The sequence below is a fragment of the Paenibacillus nanensis genome (assembly GCF_003583765.1).
GTDB lineage: Bacteria > Bacillota > Bacilli > Paenibacillales > Paenibacillaceae > Pristimantibacillus > Pristimantibacillus nanensis.
Genome location: NZ_QXQA01000001.1, coordinates 1 through 17,537, shown reverse-complemented (window position 1 = coordinate 17,537; position 17,537 = coordinate 1). Strand labels below are relative to the sequence as shown.

The following is a 17,537-nucleotide window of genomic DNA, read 5'->3' as shown; positions in this document are numbered from 1 at the left end:
TTGTCTAACATTTGTCTACTTTTTAAGGGCATAGAAAAGCCCAGTCCTCTTGCGGACTGGGTTCTCATGGTGGAGGCGAGGGGATTTGAACCCCTGTCCGAAGACCACGCCACACGGCTTTCTACGGGTGTAGCTGCAGTTTTGATGTCACCCAGGGAGGCCCCCTGCAACACGGTTCTCTCTAGGTCAGCCTGATTGTCTTATTCAGCTAGCCCCAGGCGGAGACTAGACAGCGTATCCCACTAAAGTTGGGCCCTCATCCCGGCACATGGGCGATGCAGAGCGAGAGCACGCGAGCAGGTTATTAAGCTGCTACAGCGTAAGTGTTTGTTTGTTTGCCATTTAATTGGCTTTAGCGTTGATGAAGCAGACGACTCCCTGCTACCCGCTGGCACGCGCTCGTCCAATCCCCGTCGAATCCATAAACGCCCCCTTATTGGCATAAACGCTGCGTGTATCCGAGACCGGACAACCAAACGTCTAGCGCATGAAGCAGGGACTCCAGGATTAACGATGTTTGACTTCACACGAGTCAACTCATCTGTCTTGTGTCTTGCTTGTTTCTGTGCTCTTTGGCACAAACTTAGTATAACACGAACGCATTGCAAAAATCACGGGAATGTTACTGGCAGCAATGGCCCTTCCATCCATGGAAGCTGCGGATTATCTCGCCACCTTCTGCTTCTCGCGAAGCACGCGTTGAATATCGCGCTGCGCATCCCGCTTCGCAGCCGTTTCGCGTTTGTCGAACTGCTTCTTGCCTTTGCCGAGACCGATCAGCAGCTTGGCGTAGCCGTTGCGCACGTAAATCTTCAGCGGCACGATTGCGTAGCCTTCTCGCTTCGACAAGCCCAGCAGCTTGTGAATCTGCTCCTTGTGCAGCAGCAGCTTCCTCGTCCGCGTCGGATCGCTCGGATTATGGATATTGCCCTGCTCGAAAGGACTGATGTGCATGTTATGGATGAACATTTCGCCGTTACGGATGGTCGCGAAGGCGTCGCTAATGTTCGCCCTGCCGCTCCGAAGCGACTTAATCTCCGTGCCCGTCAATACCATGCCCGCCTCGAAGGTTTCCTCGATGAAATAGTCATGGGAAGCCTTCTTGTTCTGGGCGAGCAGCTTGTCGTCGTTCTTTTTTTTGGCCGCCATGCTAGTTCACCTCTTTCCAGAAAAATCCTCGAGATCACCGTCTCTGTTGGTTCATTGTAGCAACTTTGCAAGGCAAAATCAACAGATCGGCGCGGTACTCTTTGGGTTAAACTGATCTACACCAATCTTCCCAAGCCAGAGCAAATTCCTGCGATAATGCAGCATTTTGAAGACATAAACAGTAGTTGGAGGACAATTCCTGCAAATGTGCATCAATTAAAGCGATAATATGCTGCTTGAGAGCAAATCCGATCAAAATTACTGCACATATGCAGCAATTCTTTGGAAACCGGCTGCGGTTAATCGAAAATCATGCATTTTTGCATTAATTGCAACGATGAGCAAATTCCTGCGTTAATGCAGCATTTTGAAGACATGAATAGCGTTGGAGGATAATTCCTGCAAATCTGCATCAATTAAGGCGCTAATGAGTTACTTGAGAGCTCGTCCGATCAAAATTACTGCACATATGCAGCAATTCTTAGGAAACCGGCTGCGGTTAATCGAAAATCATGCATTTTTGCATTAATTACAACGATGAGCAAATTCCTGCGTTAATGCAGCATTTTGAAGACATGAATAGCAGTTGGAGGATAATTCCTGCGATAATGCAGCATTTTGAAGACATAAACAGCAGTTGGAGGATAATTCCTGCAAATCTGCATCAATTAAGGCGATAATATGCTGCATGAGAGCAAATCCGATCAAAATTACTGCACATATGCAGCAATTCTTTGGAAACCGGCTGCGGTTAATCGAAAATCATGCATTTTTGCATTAATTGCAACGATGAAGCTCGCTACAAAAAGCTGAGATCTGCGACTTTGCATTATTACCATGAGCTTGCTACAAAAAGCCGAGATCCTGCAATTTTGCATTATTTACGGTGAGCTCGCTCCAAAGCTGAGTAATTTGCATTATTATAATGAGCTCGCTACAAAAAGCTGAGATCCTGCAAATTTGCATTATTAGGATGAGCTTGCTGCGCTTTTGCTTTAACTACGATGAGCCCGTTCCAAGAGCCGAGACGGCTTCCGTTCAGCAGCCAATAAAGCGACGTATATGCAGGATACAAGCAACAATTACGAAGCGTAAAATCGAAGTCCTCCATTACAGCAAAAGACCGCCCCGGCACGATGCCGGAAGCGGTCCTTCCGAGGGTTAAGCTATTACAGCTTAACTACGTTTTCAGCTTGTGGTCCGCGGTTGCCTTGAACAACGTTGAACTCAACGCGTTGGCCTTCTTCAAGAGTCTTGAAGCCTTCGCCAACGATTGCGGAGAAGTGTACGAATACGTCGTTTCCGCCTTCAACTTCGATGAAGCCGAAACCTTTCTCAGCGTTAAACCATTTAACTGTACCTTGTTGCATGTGGAATACCTCCAAAAAAATAAAATTAATATGCGCCTCTTGTCTTTAAACAAAAAATTCACACATTGAAAAAGGTGTCATGACGCTAATGATACCCTTTTCAATATGTGAATTCAGGTTCATCTCATCCGATTGCCTTGAGTGTACTATACCCGCCGCTAAAAAGCAAGCGACAAGCTTAAATATATTTTCCCAGTATGTCCAGTTGACGGCACTTCGATACTTAACAGTCTAGAAACCTAAAGCACCAAAGCGCCGCCCACCTATACATTGTCTTCGTCAGCTAGCTGTCTACCTGTTTACTTGCGTTTCTTACGGACAAAAGCAGCGGTTGCGTTGTTCGCGTCGCCCTTTTTCTTGCGCTTTTTCTTTCTGCCTCCGCCTTCCGCTCCGCCGCCTGCGCCGCTAGGAGCCGCGCCGGCAGCGTTAAAGACGCCGCTTGTCGTTGTATTCTTCCGGCGGCTTCCACCACCGCCGCCGCCACCACCGCCGCTGCCTCCGCCTTTGCCTCTCTTGCCTCCGCCTTTGTGGCCGCCTCTGCCGCCGCGGTCTCCTTCGCTGCTGCCTTCATAACCGCCGCCGTCACGCCCGTTCCGGCGTCCTTCGCCATTGCCGGCTGCGCCGTTTCCGCGGATTGGCAAGCCCCACATATCGATTCGCGTCACTTTGCCTTCCGCTTCAAGCTCGCTGGCTCTTGCTTCAATCCAGTCGTCGCCATCGTCCAGTGGATCGACGCCTCTCTGCCACGGGTTGCCTTCGTTCACGCCGGCCGGCGGAGCTCCCTCAGCCCCGCCGCGCTTGAACTTCCCGCGGCGTCCGCCTCCTTGCCCTCCGGCCGCGTTCCCGGGAGCGCCGGCTCGGCTACCTGCGCCGCGTCCGGCCTTGCCGCCGCGGCCTATCGCAGCCGCGCCGCTTCCGCCACGGTCGTCGCCGCGTTTGCCATAGCCGCCGCGTTTGCGCGGACCGCCTGCGCCGAAGCCCGAATCGGCGACGCCTTTATATTTTCCGCGCGGCTTCATGTCGACCATCTCGAAGTCGATATTATATTCCTCCATATCGACGCGCGAGACGCGAATCTTCACTTCATCGCCGATGCGGTATACTTTGGACGTGCGTTCGCCGATCAATACCATGTGCAGCTCATGGAAGTGATAATAGTCGTCGTTCATGTCGCTGAGGCGGATTAAGCCCTCGACCGAATTTTCCAGCTCGATGAACATGCCGAAGCTGGTCACGCTGCTAATAATGCCGTCGAACTCCTCGCCGACCTTATCCAGCATATATTCGCATTTTTTCAGCTTATCCGTATCCCGCTCCGCGTCGACAGCCACGCGTTCCCGCTCCGATGACTGCTGCGCGATGTCCGGCATGCGGGCTGTCAGCGCTTCTTGCCTCGCTTCCGTCAACATCCCGCCATTCTCGATGACCTCGCGAATAACGCGGTGAATCACCAGGTCGGGATACCGCCGGATCGGCGACGTAAAGTGTGTATAGAACTCAGCCGCGAGACCGAAATGCCCGAGGCATTCCGCATCATATTTGGCCTGCTTCATGGAACGCAGCATCATCGTCGAGATGACCGTCGCTTCCTTCGTGCCCTGGATCTCCTCAAGCAGCGTCTGAAGCGCGCGAGGGTGAACCGTGTTGCCTTTGCCGCCCTTCACCACATAACCGAAGTTCGCCGCGAACTGCATAAACGTCATCAGCTTCTCCTGGTCCGGGTCCTCGTGAATCCGGTAAAGGAACGGCACGCGCAGCCAGTGGAAATGCTCCGCCACCGTCTCGTTCGCCGCCAGCATGAACTCCTCGATGATCATCTCCGCAATCGAACGCTCGCGCTTGACGATATCGACCGCTTTGCCGTTCTCGTCCACGATAATTTTCGACTCCTGGAAGTCGAAATCGATCGCGCCGCGCTTCATCCGCTTGGAGCGAAGCCGCATCGCCAGCTTCTCCATCAGCTCGAACATCGGAACCAGATCGGTGTAACGCTCCTTCAGTTCCTCTTCGGGCTCTTCCTCCGTTGCGGTCAAAATCCGGCGCACATTCGTATAGGTCATCCGTTCCTTCGTCCGGATCACGCTGGTGAAAATATCATGCCGCACACGCTTCAGCGTCTTCGCGTCAAACTCCATGTGGCAGGACAGCGTCAGCCGGTCCACTTGCGGATTCAAGGAGCAGATGCCGTTCGACAACCGGTGCGGCAGCATCGGAATTACGCGGTCTGTCAAATAGACGCTGCAGCCTCTGCGGAACGCCTCCTGATCGAGAGCCGACCTCTCCTTCACGTAATAACCGACGTCCGCGATATGAACGCCTAGCAGGTAGTTGCCGTTCTCCAAAATTTTGACATGAACGGCGTCATCAAGGTCTTTGGCGTCTTCGCCGTCGATCGTTACGATCACTTCATCCCGCAGGTCGCGTCTGCCCTGTTCGACAATTTCTTCCTCTGTTATCGTGTCAGGCGCCGCCTCCGCTTCGGCCATCACCTCGTCCGGGAAGCCCTCCGGCAGCTGATGCTTCCGGATAATGGAGAGGATATCCACGCCAGGATCATTTTTATGACCCAAAATTTCTAAAATTTCGCCTTCCGCCGCGCTCCGGCCTTCCGGGTACACAACGATGCGCGCCACTACCTTTTGCCCTGTCACAGCCCCATGGAAAGCGCCCTTCGGAATAAAAATATCCCGGTTAATCCGCTTATCGTCAGGAATAACGAATCCGTACGCTTCATGGTTTTCGAATGTGCCGACGATCTGGGTGACTGCGCGCTGCACGATCCGAACGACCTCGCCCTCCATTCGGCCGCCGCCTTCGCTTTTCGAAGTGATGCGCACAAGGACAATGTCGCCGTTCATCGCGCTTTTCAGGTCATTGGCATGAATGTATACATCAGGGTGATCCTTCTCATCCGGCAGCAAAAACGCAAAGCCCTTCGCATGAGCCTGCAGCTTCCCGCGCAGCAGATTCATACGCTCCGGCACGCCGTAGCGCTCATTGCGGGTGCGGATGATTTTGCCCTCGTCCTCGAGCTTATTCAACAGCTTCAGAAGCTCCTTGAACTCCGCCGCGCTTTCGATACCGAAGTTCGTCTCAAGCTCCTGATACGTCATCGGCTTATATGCCGTTTCTCTCATAAAATCAAGCAATTCCTGTTCGCGATTCATCATAACGCCTAATCTCCTTAGGGAAACCGTCCCAAGCTGACAACTCTTGCAGACGGTTGATAGATTGCCATATACCATGTAGTATACACGAATTGCCAGCATACCATCCCAAATATCCGAAAAAAACAAAAAAAGCGAGGTATGCACCTCGCTCTTCATCGTAAACGTATTATGGTTGGACGAAATAGGAAACAACCAGCGCCAACACAAAGAATCCAACTGCGAAAGCAACCGTCAGACGCTGCAGGAACAGGTCCAAGCCGCGAGCTTTCTGCTTACCGAATAAGTGCTCCGCACCGCCGGTAATCGCTCCGGACAACCCAGCGCTCTTGCCCTTTTGCAGCAATACGACTGCGATCAATCCGATTGAGAACAATACAAGCAGGATCTTCAATGTGATTTCCATTCAATCCACCTCCAGCGTAGCCGCTCGTAAAAACATATAAATCGATTGTACCACAGCCCCTTGTCTTTTACAATAGGACTAGCTTTTGAGAGAGCTGATCGTCTCCACAACAAGATCCCCTTCAGCTCGCCAAGATGCTTGTCACTTACTCCTGCAACCTGGACAACAGCTCACGGATTCCCCGAATCAGCTCAGGGTCCACCTTCTCCTTGAAGCTTCCTGCTTGCCGAACCCCTCCGCCGAAATGAACCTCCCGTACGCCGGTCTGCCGTACAAAGCCGGCAATATTATTTGCGTGCAAGCCGTAGCCGCCGAGTATGCAAATGCCAAGCGCGTCGCCCGCCATGCGCAGCTGACGAATTTTATCCGCAGACTGGGGAGCCGGCTGCAGTCCGCCGGCGGTCAGCACCCGGCTGATCTGCGGATATTCCGCAAGCTGTCTAAGCGCGTTCACCTGATCCGCAATCTCGTCGAAAGCGCGGTGGAATGTGACATCCAGCCCTTCGGCGGCATTCAGCAACCGCTCTAAAGCCGCACGATCGATCCCCCCATATTCATCCAATACCCCGACTACGATTCCTGCGGCTCCCGCTTCCCGAACCGCGCGTATATCCCGAAGCATAATCGATAGATCTGCCTCGCTGTACCAAAACGATTGACTGTGCGGCCTCACCATCACGTTGACTGGAAGCGGAGCCGTCTTCACCACGGCCTCAACGAGTCCAATGCTAGGCGTTAAGCCTCCCTCCGCTATGCCGCTGACCAGCTCGATCCGGTCTGCCCCGCCCGCATAAGCCGCTTCCGCATCCTCAGCCCGAATCGCAATAACTTCAATCAGCATATGCGCTTCTCCTCCCAATAACCGACTCTATGATTCTTTTATGATACGCAACGATTCTCTTATACGCAAAATAAAAGAGGGGCTCCGCGAGCCCCTCCATCCTTATCGTTGTTTCGCTTGCGGCTTAAATACCGACAGAAGCAGCACAATCAAGCTTACGCCGGCAATACCGCTCAGCACAGCGGCGGATCCGCTCCAATGAAAACCCTGTTCGAAGAAAAACAGCTCGCGAAGCCCATCCACCATAAACCGCATCGGCAGCCAAGAATGAACCCAGTCCCGGTAGAAGCCGTTCATGAATTCCGGCGGCAGCGCAAGCAGCGGCGCTCCGAAAAATAACAACAGCACGAACAGCACAATGCCTCGGATTCCCGTCCAGCTCAGCACCGCGGATATCATCAAGAAGAAGGCGAGCACAGCAAGTGCGAGGAACAACCCTACATCGCCAATATTCGGCACATCCAGTCCGAGCATCTCATCTGCTAACCATGACATGCCGAAGCCCGCGAACAGGGCGACGACAACGCCGATAGCAAGCTGGATCAGCCTTGCCCCTAATTTACCGCTGCAGCTTGCGTTAGAGCGCTCAATCGTCTTGCCGATGACGAAGGTGCTGATCGCCGCTCCCGCAATGCTCGCCATCCAGATCGGCTGGAACAGCGACACCGGCGCGTTCCCTCTTGCGGCGCTCGTACCGAATGCGTTCACATTCGTTACTTCAACTGCGATCGGAGAGGTAAGCGCCGCTGCTTGCTTCGGCGTCAAGGTCGCGCCTTTCGCCTCCAGCTCGGCAAGCAGCTGCGCGCTGAGCATCCGATTCATCTGATCCGCCACGCCGCCGACCATCTGCGTAAGCATCGTCGACACCGTCGCATTCATTCCTTGATTGACGAGGACCGTCAGCTCGGCCGGCTGCGGTTCAGGCGTGCGCAGCGATGCCTGCTTTGCGCTGAAATCTGCCGGTAAGATAAGAGCCGCATAATACTTGCGGTCATTCAATCCGTCGCGAACGGCTTGTTCGCTGTCAGCCTCCACCCATTTGACGGGCAGCCCGGCTCCTTCTCCCCCGCCAGAGGCAGCGCGAATTTGTTCGGAGACGGTGTTGCCCATCTTAAGCTTCGTTCCGTCAGGCAGATTAACGCCTTCATCCAAATTCACGATCGCAACCGGCAGATCGGCCGGTTTCATCCGAGCGGACGGATACAGCGTAAGCGTAAAGATAAAAACGGCAAGCAACGCGATAAAAGGCGCGGCAAGCAACAGCTTGTTTTTGATTACGTTTTGCATCAAAATCTCTCCCTCTCCATTTTTCTAACCACCTTAATCATCAATCCCATTAAATGAACATCGTGTTGATTAATGATCACAATGTACATTATAATTAGTTTCAACGAATACTCAATGACCAGTTTCATGCATTGTGCCGTTTAATCAACACGATTCGGATATATGTTGAGGGGAGAGCGAAAATGACGGAAGAACAGCAGGTTGACCGGCGGGTCACGCGTACGAAAAGAATGATCCGGGACGCGCTTACGGAGCTTATGGAGGAGAAAGGCTTTGACGGCATTACGGTCAAAGACCTAACGGAGAGAGCCGACATTAACCGGGGCACCTTCTATATTCATTATAAAGACAAATACGATCTGCTGGAGCAAAGCGAAGCGGAGATGATTACGGCAATTATATCGCTCGCGGAATCCGGCATTATCAATATTGCGGCTAGTTACAAAAAAAGCCCTGCGCAATGGGTCCTTCTTCCCTTCATAGAGAAGCTGTTCGAGCTGCTGCAGGAGAACGCCGCGTTCATGCGCGTCGTGCTCGGTCCCAAGGGCGATCCCTTGTTCCAGAAAAAGCTGAAGGATGTGATTCGCCAAAAAGCGCTGCAGGTACTGACGACTTTCGGAGGAGATTTGATGGTGCCGGCCGAATATTTAACCGCCTATATCAGCTCCGCACATTTGGGCGTTATCCAGGATTGGCTGGAAAACGGTATGCTGACATCCCCTAAGGAAATGGCGTATAACTTGGCGCAAATGACGCTTCTCGGTCCCGGCTATGTTGCGGGGGTTACGAGAGGCTATTTGAACGCCATGAACAAAAAGCTGGAAAGCGAGCGGCCACGCTCCTAAGCTAAGCACCAGACATAAAAGAAAAAGAGCATGCCCGTACCCTCGGACATGCTCTTTGTTATTCCAGCATTCAGCAGTCAAGCTGCCTAAGCTTATTTGAAGTTTTTCAGGTTGTAGAACGCTGTTTTGCCGCCGTATTGAGCAGTCGAGCCCAATTGGTCCTCGATGCGAAGCAATTGGTTGTACTTCGCTACGCGGTCCGTACGGGAAGGAGCGCCTGTTTTGATTTGACCAGCGTTTGTCGCAACCGCGATGTCCGCGATTGTGCTGTCTTCGCTTTCGCCGGAACGGTGGGAGATAACCGCTGTGTAGCCAGCGCGCTTCGCCATTTCGATCGCGTCGAAAGTCTCTGTCAGCGTACCGATTTGGTTTACTTTAACCAGGATGGAGTTGCCTACGCCCTTCTCGATGCCGGAGGACAGACGCTCTGTGTTCGTTACGAACAGGTCGTCGCCGACGAGCTGAACTTTGCCGCCCAGCTTGTCAGTAAGCAGCTTCCAGCCTTCCCAGTCGTCTTCGGAGCAGCCGTCTTCGATTGTGATGATCGGATACTTCTCCACCCACGAAGCAAGCAGGTCTACGAACTCAGCGGAAGTGAACGATTTGCCTTCGCCGGACAGCGTGTATTTGCCGTCTTTGTAGAACTCCGTGGAAGCAACGTCCATACCAAGGAATACGTCAACGCCAGGCTTGTAGCCGGCGCGCTCGATCGCGGAGATGATCGTTGTGATGGCTTCTTCGTTGGAGCCAAGGTTTGGAGCGAAGCCGCCTTCGTCACCTACAGCTGTGTTCAAGCCTTTGTCATGCAATACAGCTTTCAGGTTGTGGAAGATTTCCGCGCCGATGCGAAGAGCTTCTTTGAATGTAGGAGCGCCAACCGGCAGAACCATGAACTCTTGCACGTCGATGTTGTTGTCGGCATGCTCGCCGCCGTTGATGATGTTCATCATCGGTACAGGCAATGTTTTAGCGTTGAATCCGCCCAGGTAAGTATACAGAGGCACATCCAGAGCGTCGGCAGCCGCGCGAGCTACAGCCATGGATACAGCCAGGATCGCGTTAGCGCCCAGCTTCGCTTTGTTAGGCGTGCCGTCCAGCTGGATCATTTTACGGTCGATTGCAACTTGGTCAAGAGCGTCCAGACCGATGATTTCAGGAGCGATAATCGTGTTTACGTTCTCTACTGCTTTTGTTACGCCTTTGCCCAGGTAACGGGATTTGTCGCCGTCGCGAAGCTCAACCGCTTCGTACGCGCCTGTGGATGCGCCGGATGGCACGATCGCACGGCCTTTGCCGCCGGACTCAAGAGATACTTCTACTTCAACAGTCGGATTCCCGCGGGAATCCAGCACTTCGCGTGCGTATACGTCAACGATAATGGACATAGTGGATACTCTCCTTTTTCATGTCAAAATTTATCTTTCCAACTCAATAGTCTACTATTATTTGCCCAGCAATGTCGAGCCTGTCATCTCAGCAGGCTTCGCAAGCTCGAGAAGATCCAGCATGGTCGGCGCGATATCCGCCAGAATGCCGCCTTCGCGAAGCGCTGCTCCTTCTTTCGTGACGATAAAAGGAACCGGGTTCGTCGTATGCGCCGTATGCGGACGGCCGTTCTCGTCGAACACCATATCCGCGTTGCCGTGGTCCGCCGTGATGATGCAGACGCCGCCCTTCGCGAGCACCGCTTCCACCACTTTGCCGAGGCATTCGTCCGTCGCTTCCACCGCTTTGATCGTCGGCTCCAGCATGCCGGAGTGGCCGACCATATCCGGGTTCGCGAAGTTCAGGATGATGGCGTCGTGCTTATCGGCTTCGATCTCGCGAACGGTCGATTCCGCAAGCTCGTATGCGCTCATCTCAGGCTGCAGGTCATACGTTGCAACCTTCGGCGAGTTGATCAGCACGCGAGTTTCGCCCGGAAGCTCCTTGTCGCGTCCGCCGCTGAAGAAGAAGGTGACATGCGGATATTTCTCGGTTTCCGCCGTACGAAGCTGCGTCTTGCCGTTCTGCGCAAGCACTTCGCCAAGCGTATTGTCGAGGTTCTTCGGCTCGTAAGCGACATAGCCGCCTACCGTTTCGCTGAACAGCGTCAGGCATACGAAGTGCAGTCCTGTCGGATGGTTCGCGCCGCGGTCGAAGCCGCGGAAGTCTTCATTCGTGAACACCTGCGACAGCTGAATCGCGCGGTCCGGACGGAAGTTGAAGAACACAACCGCGTCTCCCGACTCTACCAGACCTACAGGCTTGCCGTCTTCTCCGACAATAACGGTCGGCATCACGAACTCGTCATAGACGGACAAAGCATAGGATTCTACGACAGCATCGATAGGGTTCGTATATGCCGGACCTTCGCCGTATACCATTGCGCGGTAGGACTTCTCCGTACGCTCCCAGCGCTTGTCGCGGTCCATCGCGTAATAGCGGCCTTGCACAGTTGCGATGCGGCCCACGCCAAGCTCGTCAATCTTCGCTTGCAGCTGCTCCACATAGCCCTTCGCGCTGTCCGGCGCCACGTCGCGGCCGTCAAGGAACGCGTGAACGTATACATCCTGCAGACCTTCCTTCTTCGCCAGCTCGAGCAAAGCGAACAGGTGGTCAATGTGGCTGTGTACGCCGCCGTCCGACAATAAGCCGTACAAATGCAGCTTTTTGCCATTCGATTTCACATGGTTAACCGCGTTAAGGAGTGTTTCGTTTTGGAAAAACTCTCCCTCGCGAATCGATTTGCTGATGCGGGTCAAATCCTGATACACGATGCGGCCTGCGCCGATGTTCAGGTGACCGACTTCAGAGTTGCCCATTTGTCCTTCCGGCAAGCCGACCGCTTCGCCGCATGCCGTTAGTGTCGTATGCGGGTATTGCGACCAGTACCGGTCATAATTCGGCTTTTTCGCTTGCGCAACCGCATTGCCCGTTACGTCGTCGCGAAGGCCGAAGCCGTCCAAAATAATTAAGGCTACAGGTTTGCGGGAAGCCATCTTACTTGGCCCCCTCGATCAAAGCGATGTAGGAAGCAGGCTCGAGGCTCGCTCCGCCTACCAATGCGCCGTCGATATCCGCTTGGCCAAGGTATTCCGACACGTTGTTCGGCTTCACGCTGCCGCCGTATTGGATGCGGACCTTCGCGGCAACCGCTTCGTCGTACAGTCCCGCGATAACGCTGCGGATGTAGCCGATGACGTCCTGCGCGTCCTCGGAAGTCGAAGATTTTCCAGTGCCAATTGCCCAGATCGGCTCGTAAGCGACAACCACTTCTGCCGCCTGTTCAGCGGACAAGCCTTTGAACGCGCCTTCCGTTTGCACTTTGCATACTTCCTTCGTCGCGCCGGCTTCACGCTCTTCCAGCTTCTCGCCTACGCAGACGATTGGCGTAATGCCGTGTTTAAACGCCGCAACGGTCTTTTTGTTTACGATTTCGTCCGTCTCGCCGAAGTAAGCGCGGCGCTCGGAGTGACCGATAATGACGTATTTGACGCCAAGCTCCTTCAGCATTGGACCGCTGATCTCGCCTGTGAACGCGCCGTTATCCTCGAAATGAACGTTTTGCGCGCCAATTGCGATTGTCGTGCCTTTCGCCGCTTCGACCAGCGCCGGCAGCGCCGTGAATGGTGCACAGATGACGCTTTCTACGCCCGCGACTTCCGCTTTGCCTTTCACTTCCGCGAAAAACGCGGTCGCTTCAGAAACGGTTTTGAACATTTTCCAGTTGCCCGCAATAATCGGTGTTCTGCTCATTGCCAAACCTCCTCGATCTATGAGTCAAACCTATTTATCGTTAAGTGCTACTACGCCTGGAAGCTGCTTGCCTTCCATAAACTCCAGCGAAGCGCCGCCGCCAGTGGAGATGAAGTCCATGCGGTCAGCGAGGCCGAACTTCTCAGCAGCCGCAGCGGAGTCGCCGCCGCCAATTACGGTGTAAGCGGATGTTTCAGCTGTCGCTTGCGCTACCGCGCGAGTGCCATGGGAAAACGGTTCGATTTCGAATACGCCCATTGGCCCGTTCCAAACGACCAGCTTGGAGTTTTTGATAACGTCGGCGTATAGCTCGCGTGTTTTCGGTCCGATGTCAATGCCTTCCCAGTCAGCCGGAATGCTGTCTACGTCTACGATCTGCGTGTTCGCATCCGCGCTGAAGTCGTCGGTTACGACGATATCGACCGGGATCAGGAAGTTTTTGCCCAGCTTTTTCGCTTTCTCCATGAACTCAAGAGCCAGATCCAGCTTGCTGTTGTCCACGAGGGACTTGCCGATTTCATGGCCTTGCGCCTTGAAGAAGGTGTACGACAGGCCGCCGCCGATGATGATGTTATCCGCGATTTCGAGCATTTTGTCGATAACGGCAATTTTGTCCTTAACCTTGGAACCGCCAACGATCGCCGTGAACGGACGCTCAGGGTTGTTCAGCGCTTTGCCGAGCACTTCAAGCTCTCTCTCCATCAGCAGGCCGGATACGGCTGGAAGGATATGAGCGATGCCCTCAGTGGAAGCATGCGCGCGATGAGCGGCGCCGAACGCGTCATTCACAAACAGGTCAGCCAGTTTGGCAAAAGCTTTCGCCAGCTCCGGATCGTTTTTCTCTTCGCCCGGGTAGAAGCGCACGTTCTCAAGAAGCAGCACATCGCCGTTGTTCATCGCAGCGACTTGCGCTTCAACCGCTTCGCCGATCGCTTCATTGGCTTTTGCAACCGGTTTGCCGAGCAGCTCGGACAGGCGCACAGCGGAAGCCGTGTGGCGGAGCTCTTCGACAACCTCACCGTTTGGACGGCCCAGGTGGCTCGCCAAAATCACTTTTGCGCCCTTTTCGATCAAGTAGTTGATCGTTGGAAGCGTCTCGCGGATTCTTTTGTCATCCGTAATTTTGCCGTTCTCGATCGGCACGTTAAAGTCAACGCGGACAAAAACGCGTTTCCCTTGCAGTTCAGCTACGTCACGCACACTCTTCTTGTTCATGGTATTAAATCCTCCCCGATAGTAGGTATTTAGAGAAAAAGGCGCCCCTTCACAAACAGGAAGGAACGCCCTTAGGCCAGGCCTTGCGAGGGCGCAAACCAAGGGCCGAAGCTCGGTTTAGGAGCCGCGGCCCGTCAGCTTTTTTCCTTACAGACCTTTGCTTGCGATGTAAGCAGCAAGATCAACTACGCGGTTGGAATAGCCCCACTCGTTGTCGTACCAGGAAACGACTTTAACCATGTTGCCTTCAACTACCATCGTCGACAGAGCGTCGATTGTGGAGGAAGCTGGGTCGCCGTTGTAGTCGCTGGATACCAGCGGCTCTTCGCTGTAGTTCAAGATGCCTTTCAGAGGACCTTCGGAAGCTGCTTTGAACGCTGCGTTAACTTCTTCAGCCGTTACGCTTACTTTCAGCTCAGCAACCAGGTCAGTTACGGAAACGTTAGGCGTAGGAACGCGCATAGCCATACCGTTCAGTTTGCCTTTCAGCTCAGGCAGTACCAGCGAAACAGCTTTCGCAGCGCCTGTAGTGGAAGGAATGATGTTTTCTGCAGCAGCGCGAGCGCGGCGCAGGTCTTTGTGCGGAACGTCCAGCACGGATTGGTCGTTTGTGTACGAGTGAACGGTTGTCATCATACCTTTAACGATACCGAATTTATCGTTCAATACTTTTGCGAAAGGAGCAAGACAGTTGGTTGTGCAAGATGCGTTGGAAATGATCGTGTGAGCGGCCGCGTCGTATTTGTCTTCGTTAACGCCCATAACGATCGTGATGTCTTCGTTCGTAGCAGGAGCGGAGATAATAACTTTCTTAGCGCCGCCTTGCAGGTGAAGCTCGGCTTTCTCCTTCGCTGTGAAAATACCAGTGGATTCTACAACGATTTCAGCGCCAACGGAACCCCATTTCAGGTCAGCAGGGTTGCGCTCAGCGAATACTTTGATTTCTTTGCCGTTAACAACCAGCGCGCCTTCTTTTGCTTCAACAGTAGCTTCCAGCTTGCCATGAGTCGTGTCGTATTTCAGCAGGTGTGCCAGCGTGTTCACGTCTGTCAGGTCGTTAACCGCTACGATTTCAACCTCAGGGTTGTTCAAAGCCGCGCGGAATACGTTACGGCCGATGCGTCCAAAACCATTGATACCAACTTTAACCATTGTTTGTTCCTCCTAAGCGTTTTTAAAATGCAAAATATATTTCAAGACGTGTCGCGGCCGACCCCTTACGGCAGCCGTTCTTCGTCGTGATGCCTACTTCTCATTATTGCCATTCTCGAGCAGCGCAACCATTTCGAGCGCCGCCGCTTCGTCCGTTACGAGCACATCATTGTGCCCGAACCTCATCACGGCCGCAATCGCTTCGCCCTTGCTTTTGCCTCCGGCAACGCCGATAACAAGTTCAGTGTTCACAATATCTTCAAGCCGTAACCCTACGGTTTGCATTTTGTGAACGACGGCTCCATTCCGGTCAAAATAGAACCCGAACGCCTCCGCCAGCGCCCCGTCCGCCTTCATCTCCTCGACTTCCTCACGCTCCAGCTTGCGCCTTCTTGCCATCACCATAGCGTCTCCGATTCCATGAATCACAATGCGCGCGCTTCGGATGACCTCTACAATCTCCCGAATATTCGGCTCTTGCATTAAGGAGGCGAAAGCCTCTTCGCCCAAGTGGTCCGGCACGTGCAGAAGCCGGTAATGCCCGCCTGTACGCTTGGCCATCGTCGAAGCGAGCGTATTCGCTTGGTAATCCAAGCTTTCGCCCAGACCGCCTCTCGCCGGCACAAACCAGACATCCTTCAACGCCACCGGCGATGTGAGCTGGTTCGCTACGTGCGCGATTGTCGTGCCGCCTGTAACAGCCACCACATCTTTCGGCTTTAGCGCCCCGCGCAGCACTTGACCGGCTGCCCGACCAAGCTCCCGCCTCGTGCGGTCTGACGTTTCGGAGTCTCCCGGCACAATGACAACCCGCGTAAGCCCGAACGCCTTGCGAAGCTTCTCTTCGAGCTCCGACAAGCCGAGCATCGACTGATAAAGCGGCTCAAGCTGCTCCAGCAATTGACGTCCCTGCTCGCTGATCCGCATGCCTGCCGTATGGATCTCGAGCAATCCTTGTTCTTTTAAGAATTCGGTTTCCGCTCTCAGCACTCTCTCCGTCATTTCCAGCGCATTCGCCAGCGTACGTCGGCCGATCGTGCCCGATAGCATAACCTGATGCAGGATCATGTACCGCTTCCTCATGACGTCCAGAAGATCCGGCACAAGCTGCTGCTGCAGTTCAATGAGCTGTCGCATTACCTTCACTCCATTGGTCGTCCAAGCCGTCTTGCTTGGGATTGTAAAGGAACATCATACAGGTGTGCACGCGTGCATGTTAGCGAGCCTTCCTGCGAACGTGTTTCTCTCCACTTTTCTTTTTTAACCGTTCGCTTAGGGTCGGTCGCATGGGACTGAATGTAGTTTGGGACTCATTGCGTCCCGCATGTTCCTTTTAAGTCCCACCTCTATTTTAACCAATATACGGCTCTGCCGCAAGTGGCAAGCTTCCGATGAAAACGATTACTGCCACGATTTTCTCAAATTTAATTTCTCATTTTCGCTTGCTTTCAACCTGCGAATGTCATATAATCATTTTTGCTACTGTTTTTTCATATATGCGCCCGTGGTCCAATGGATATGACGTAGGCCTCCGGAGCCTGAGATCTAGGTTCGATTCCTAGCGGGCGCGCCATACTTACAATAACCAAGCCTCTCCGTGTTATACGCGGGAGGCTTTTTTGTTGCCCGATCGGTGGTTCGGCGGGCTGGTAGAACCGGCTTAAACCGCCACTGGTCGCTGGTTGCTGCTCCCTACTCACTGCTCACAGCTTGCGCCCCTTCTGCGTCTCGGTGCTGTTATGCACGTGTGGCGTTACTATTGCGTTTGGAGTACCCTCCGATGGAGATTTAAGCGCGTGTGGCGTTACTATTGCGTTCGGAGCATCCTCTGACGGGGACTTTAGCGCGTGTGGCGTTACTATTGCGTTCGGATCACCCTCTGATGGGGATTAAGCGCGTGTGGCGTTACTATTGCGTTCGGAGCACCCTCTAACGGGGACTTAAGCGCGTGTGGCGTTACTATTCGTTCGGAGCACCCTCTATTGGAGATTTAATCGCATGTGGCGTTACTATTGCGTTCGGAGCATCCTCTGACGGGGACTTAAGCGCGTGTGGCGTTACTATTGCGTTCGGAGCATCCTCTGACGGGGACTTAAGCGCGTGTGGCGTTACTATTGCGTTCGGAGCATCCTCTATTGGAGATTTAAGCACGTGTGGCGTTACTATTGTGTTCGGAGCATTCTCTATTGGAGATTTAAGCGCGTGTGGCGTTACTATTGCGTTCGGAGCATCCTCTGACGGGTAGCGTCAAGAAAGTTGTGTAGCAGGGTTTTCCATCGGGACGATGGATATTTTTAGTATTTAGTGATGGTTTGCCGGGGGCTTCGCCCCCAGCTAAGTTTCTTGCTTCTCTTTGAGTGGGCCATA

General features: G+C 53.6%; 13 protein-coding genes, 1 tRNA gene and 1 other RNA gene. 2 read left to right on the top strand and 13 right to left on the bottom strand.

Going from position 1 to position 17,537, the window contains the following annotated elements:
- Window positions 1–67 precede the first annotated feature (67 nt).
- From ssrA to D3P08_RS00045, 7 genes are all read right to left on the bottom strand, one after another.
- Window positions 68–433: a transfer-messenger RNA gene (gene ssrA / locus D3P08_RS00075) on the bottom strand.
- A gap of 230 nt (window positions 434–663) precedes the next feature.
- Entirely contained in the window at window positions 664–1,149 is a 486-nt protein-coding gene (gene smpB / locus D3P08_RS00070) for an SsrA-binding protein SmpB (protein WP_119597404.1), read from the bottom strand.
- Window positions 1,150–2,318: 1,169 nt separating this feature from the next.
- Window positions 2,319–2,519, bottom strand: coding sequence for a cold-shock protein (locus D3P08_RS00065; protein WP_012772186.1), 201 nt, complete (start codon window positions 2,517–2,519; stop codon window positions 2,319–2,321).
- A 299-nt stretch (window positions 2,520–2,818) separates the two neighbouring features.
- The gene (gene rnr, locus D3P08_RS00060) at window positions 2,819–5,686 is read right to left on the bottom strand and encodes a ribonuclease R (protein ID WP_119597959.1); all 2,868 of its coding nucleotides are present in this window, start codon (window positions 5,684–5,686) and stop codon (window positions 2,819–2,821) included.
- 169 nt (window positions 5,687–5,855) lie between these two features.
- Complete coding sequence (secG, locus tag D3P08_RS00055) at window positions 5,856–6,092, bottom strand: preprotein translocase subunit SecG (RefSeq protein ID WP_119597403.1); 237 nt, start codon at window positions 6,090–6,092, stop codon at window positions 5,856–5,858.
- Between the two features lie 145 nt (window positions 6,093–6,237).
- Window positions 6,238–6,933: a copper homeostasis protein CutC gene (locus D3P08_RS00050; RefSeq protein WP_119597402.1), complete on the bottom strand. Its 696-nt coding sequence runs from the start codon at window positions 6,931–6,933 to the stop codon at window positions 6,238–6,240.
- A gap of 102 nt (window positions 6,934–7,035) precedes the next feature.
- On the bottom strand, window positions 7,036–8,220 hold the full coding sequence (locus D3P08_RS00045; RefSeq protein WP_119597401.1) for a YhgE/Pip domain-containing protein: 1,185 nt from the start codon (window positions 8,218–8,220) through the stop codon (window positions 7,036–7,038).
- Window positions 8,221–8,402: 182 nt separating this feature from the next.
- Between D3P08_RS00045 and D3P08_RS00040 the strand changes: the two genes are divergently transcribed.
- Window positions 8,403–9,065 (top strand): TetR/AcrR family transcriptional regulator, encoded by a 663-nt coding sequence (locus D3P08_RS00040; protein WP_119597400.1) that lies wholly within the window; start codon window positions 8,403–8,405, stop codon window positions 9,063–9,065.
- A 92-nt stretch (window positions 9,066–9,157) separates the two neighbouring features.
- On the opposite strand, the gene eno is transcribed toward D3P08_RS00040, so the two are convergent.
- The 6 genes from eno to D3P08_RS00010 all read right to left on the bottom strand — a co-directional run bounded on the left by eno (window position 9,158) and on the right by D3P08_RS00010 (window position 16,307).
- Window positions 9,158–10,450, bottom strand: coding sequence for a phosphopyruvate hydratase (eno, locus tag D3P08_RS00035; protein WP_119597399.1), 1,293 nt, complete (start codon window positions 10,448–10,450; stop codon window positions 9,158–9,160).
- Between the two features lie 57 nt (window positions 10,451–10,507).
- A complete protein-coding gene (gene gpmI, locus D3P08_RS00030) occupies window positions 10,508–12,046 on the bottom strand; it encodes a 2,3-bisphosphoglycerate-independent phosphoglycerate mutase (RefSeq protein ID WP_119597398.1) in 1,539 nt (512 codons plus the stop codon).
- A gap of 1 nt (window position 12,047) precedes the next feature.
- Window positions 12,048–12,803 (bottom strand): triose-phosphate isomerase, encoded by a 756-nt coding sequence (tpiA, locus tag D3P08_RS00025; RefSeq protein WP_119597397.1) that lies wholly within the window; start codon window positions 12,801–12,803, stop codon window positions 12,048–12,050.
- A 30-nt stretch (window positions 12,804–12,833) separates the two neighbouring features.
- Entirely contained in the window at window positions 12,834–14,018 is a 1,185-nt protein-coding gene (locus tag D3P08_RS00020; RefSeq protein WP_119597396.1) for a phosphoglycerate kinase, read from the bottom strand.
- Between the two features lie 147 nt (window positions 14,019–14,165).
- On the bottom strand, window positions 14,166–15,170 hold the full coding sequence (gap, locus tag D3P08_RS00015) for a type I glyceraldehyde-3-phosphate dehydrogenase (RefSeq protein WP_119597395.1): 1,005 nt from the start codon (window positions 15,168–15,170) through the stop codon (window positions 14,166–14,168).
- A gap of 93 nt (window positions 15,171–15,263) precedes the next feature.
- Window positions 15,264–16,307: a sugar-binding transcriptional regulator gene (locus tag D3P08_RS00010; RefSeq protein WP_119597394.1), complete on the bottom strand. Its 1,044-nt coding sequence runs from the start codon at window positions 16,305–16,307 to the stop codon at window positions 15,264–15,266.
- Between the two features lie 361 nt (window positions 16,308–16,668).
- Between D3P08_RS00010 and D3P08_RS00005 the strand changes: the two genes are divergently transcribed.
- Window positions 16,669–16,743 (top strand) — tRNA-Arg (locus D3P08_RS00005).
- Window positions 16,744–17,537: the final 794 nt, after the last annotated feature.

Coding starts and splice junctions, on each gene's coding strand:
- tpiA (WP_119597397.1), bottom strand. CDS start 12,803: ATGAGCAGAACACCGATTATTGCGGGCAACTGGAAAATGTTCAAAACC.
- rnr (WP_119597959.1), bottom strand. CDS start 5,686: ATGAATCGCGAACAGGAATTGCTTGATTTTATGAGAGAAACGGCATAT.
- secG (WP_119597403.1), bottom strand. CDS start 6,092: ATGGAAATCACATTGAAGATCCTGCTTGTATTGTTCTCAATCGGATTG.
- D3P08_RS00050 (WP_119597402.1), bottom strand. CDS start 6,933: ATGCTGATTGAAGTTATTGCGATTCGGGCTGAGGATGCGGAAGCGGCT.
- D3P08_RS00020 (WP_119597396.1), bottom strand. CDS start 14,018: ATGAACAAGAAGAGTGTGCGTGACGTAGCTGAACTGCAAGGGAAACGC.
- D3P08_RS00065 (WP_012772186.1), bottom strand. CDS start 2,519: ATGCAACAAGGTACAGTTAAATGGTTTAACGCTGAGAAAGGTTTCGGC.
- smpB (WP_119597404.1), bottom strand. CDS start 1,149: ATGGCGGCCAAAAAAAAGAACGACGACAAGCTGCTCGCCCAGAACAAG.
- D3P08_RS00040 (WP_119597400.1), top strand. CDS start 8,403: ATGACGGAAGAACAGCAGGTTGACCGGCGGGTCACGCGTACGAAAAGA.
- D3P08_RS00010 (WP_119597394.1), bottom strand. CDS start 16,307: ATGCGACAGCTCATTGAACTGCAGCAGCAGCTTGTGCCGGATCTTCTG.
- eno (WP_119597399.1), bottom strand. CDS start 10,450: ATGTCCATTATCGTTGACGTATACGCACGCGAAGTGCTGGATTCCCGC.
- gap (WP_119597395.1), bottom strand. CDS start 15,170: ATGGTTAAAGTTGGTATCAATGGTTTTGGACGCATCGGCCGTAACGTA.
- D3P08_RS00045 (WP_119597401.1), bottom strand. CDS start 8,220: ATGCAAAACGTAATCAAAAACAAGCTGTTGCTTGCCGCGCCTTTTATC.
- gpmI (WP_119597398.1), bottom strand. CDS start 12,046: ATGGCTTCCCGCAAACCTGTAGCCTTAATTATTTTGGACGGCTTCGGC.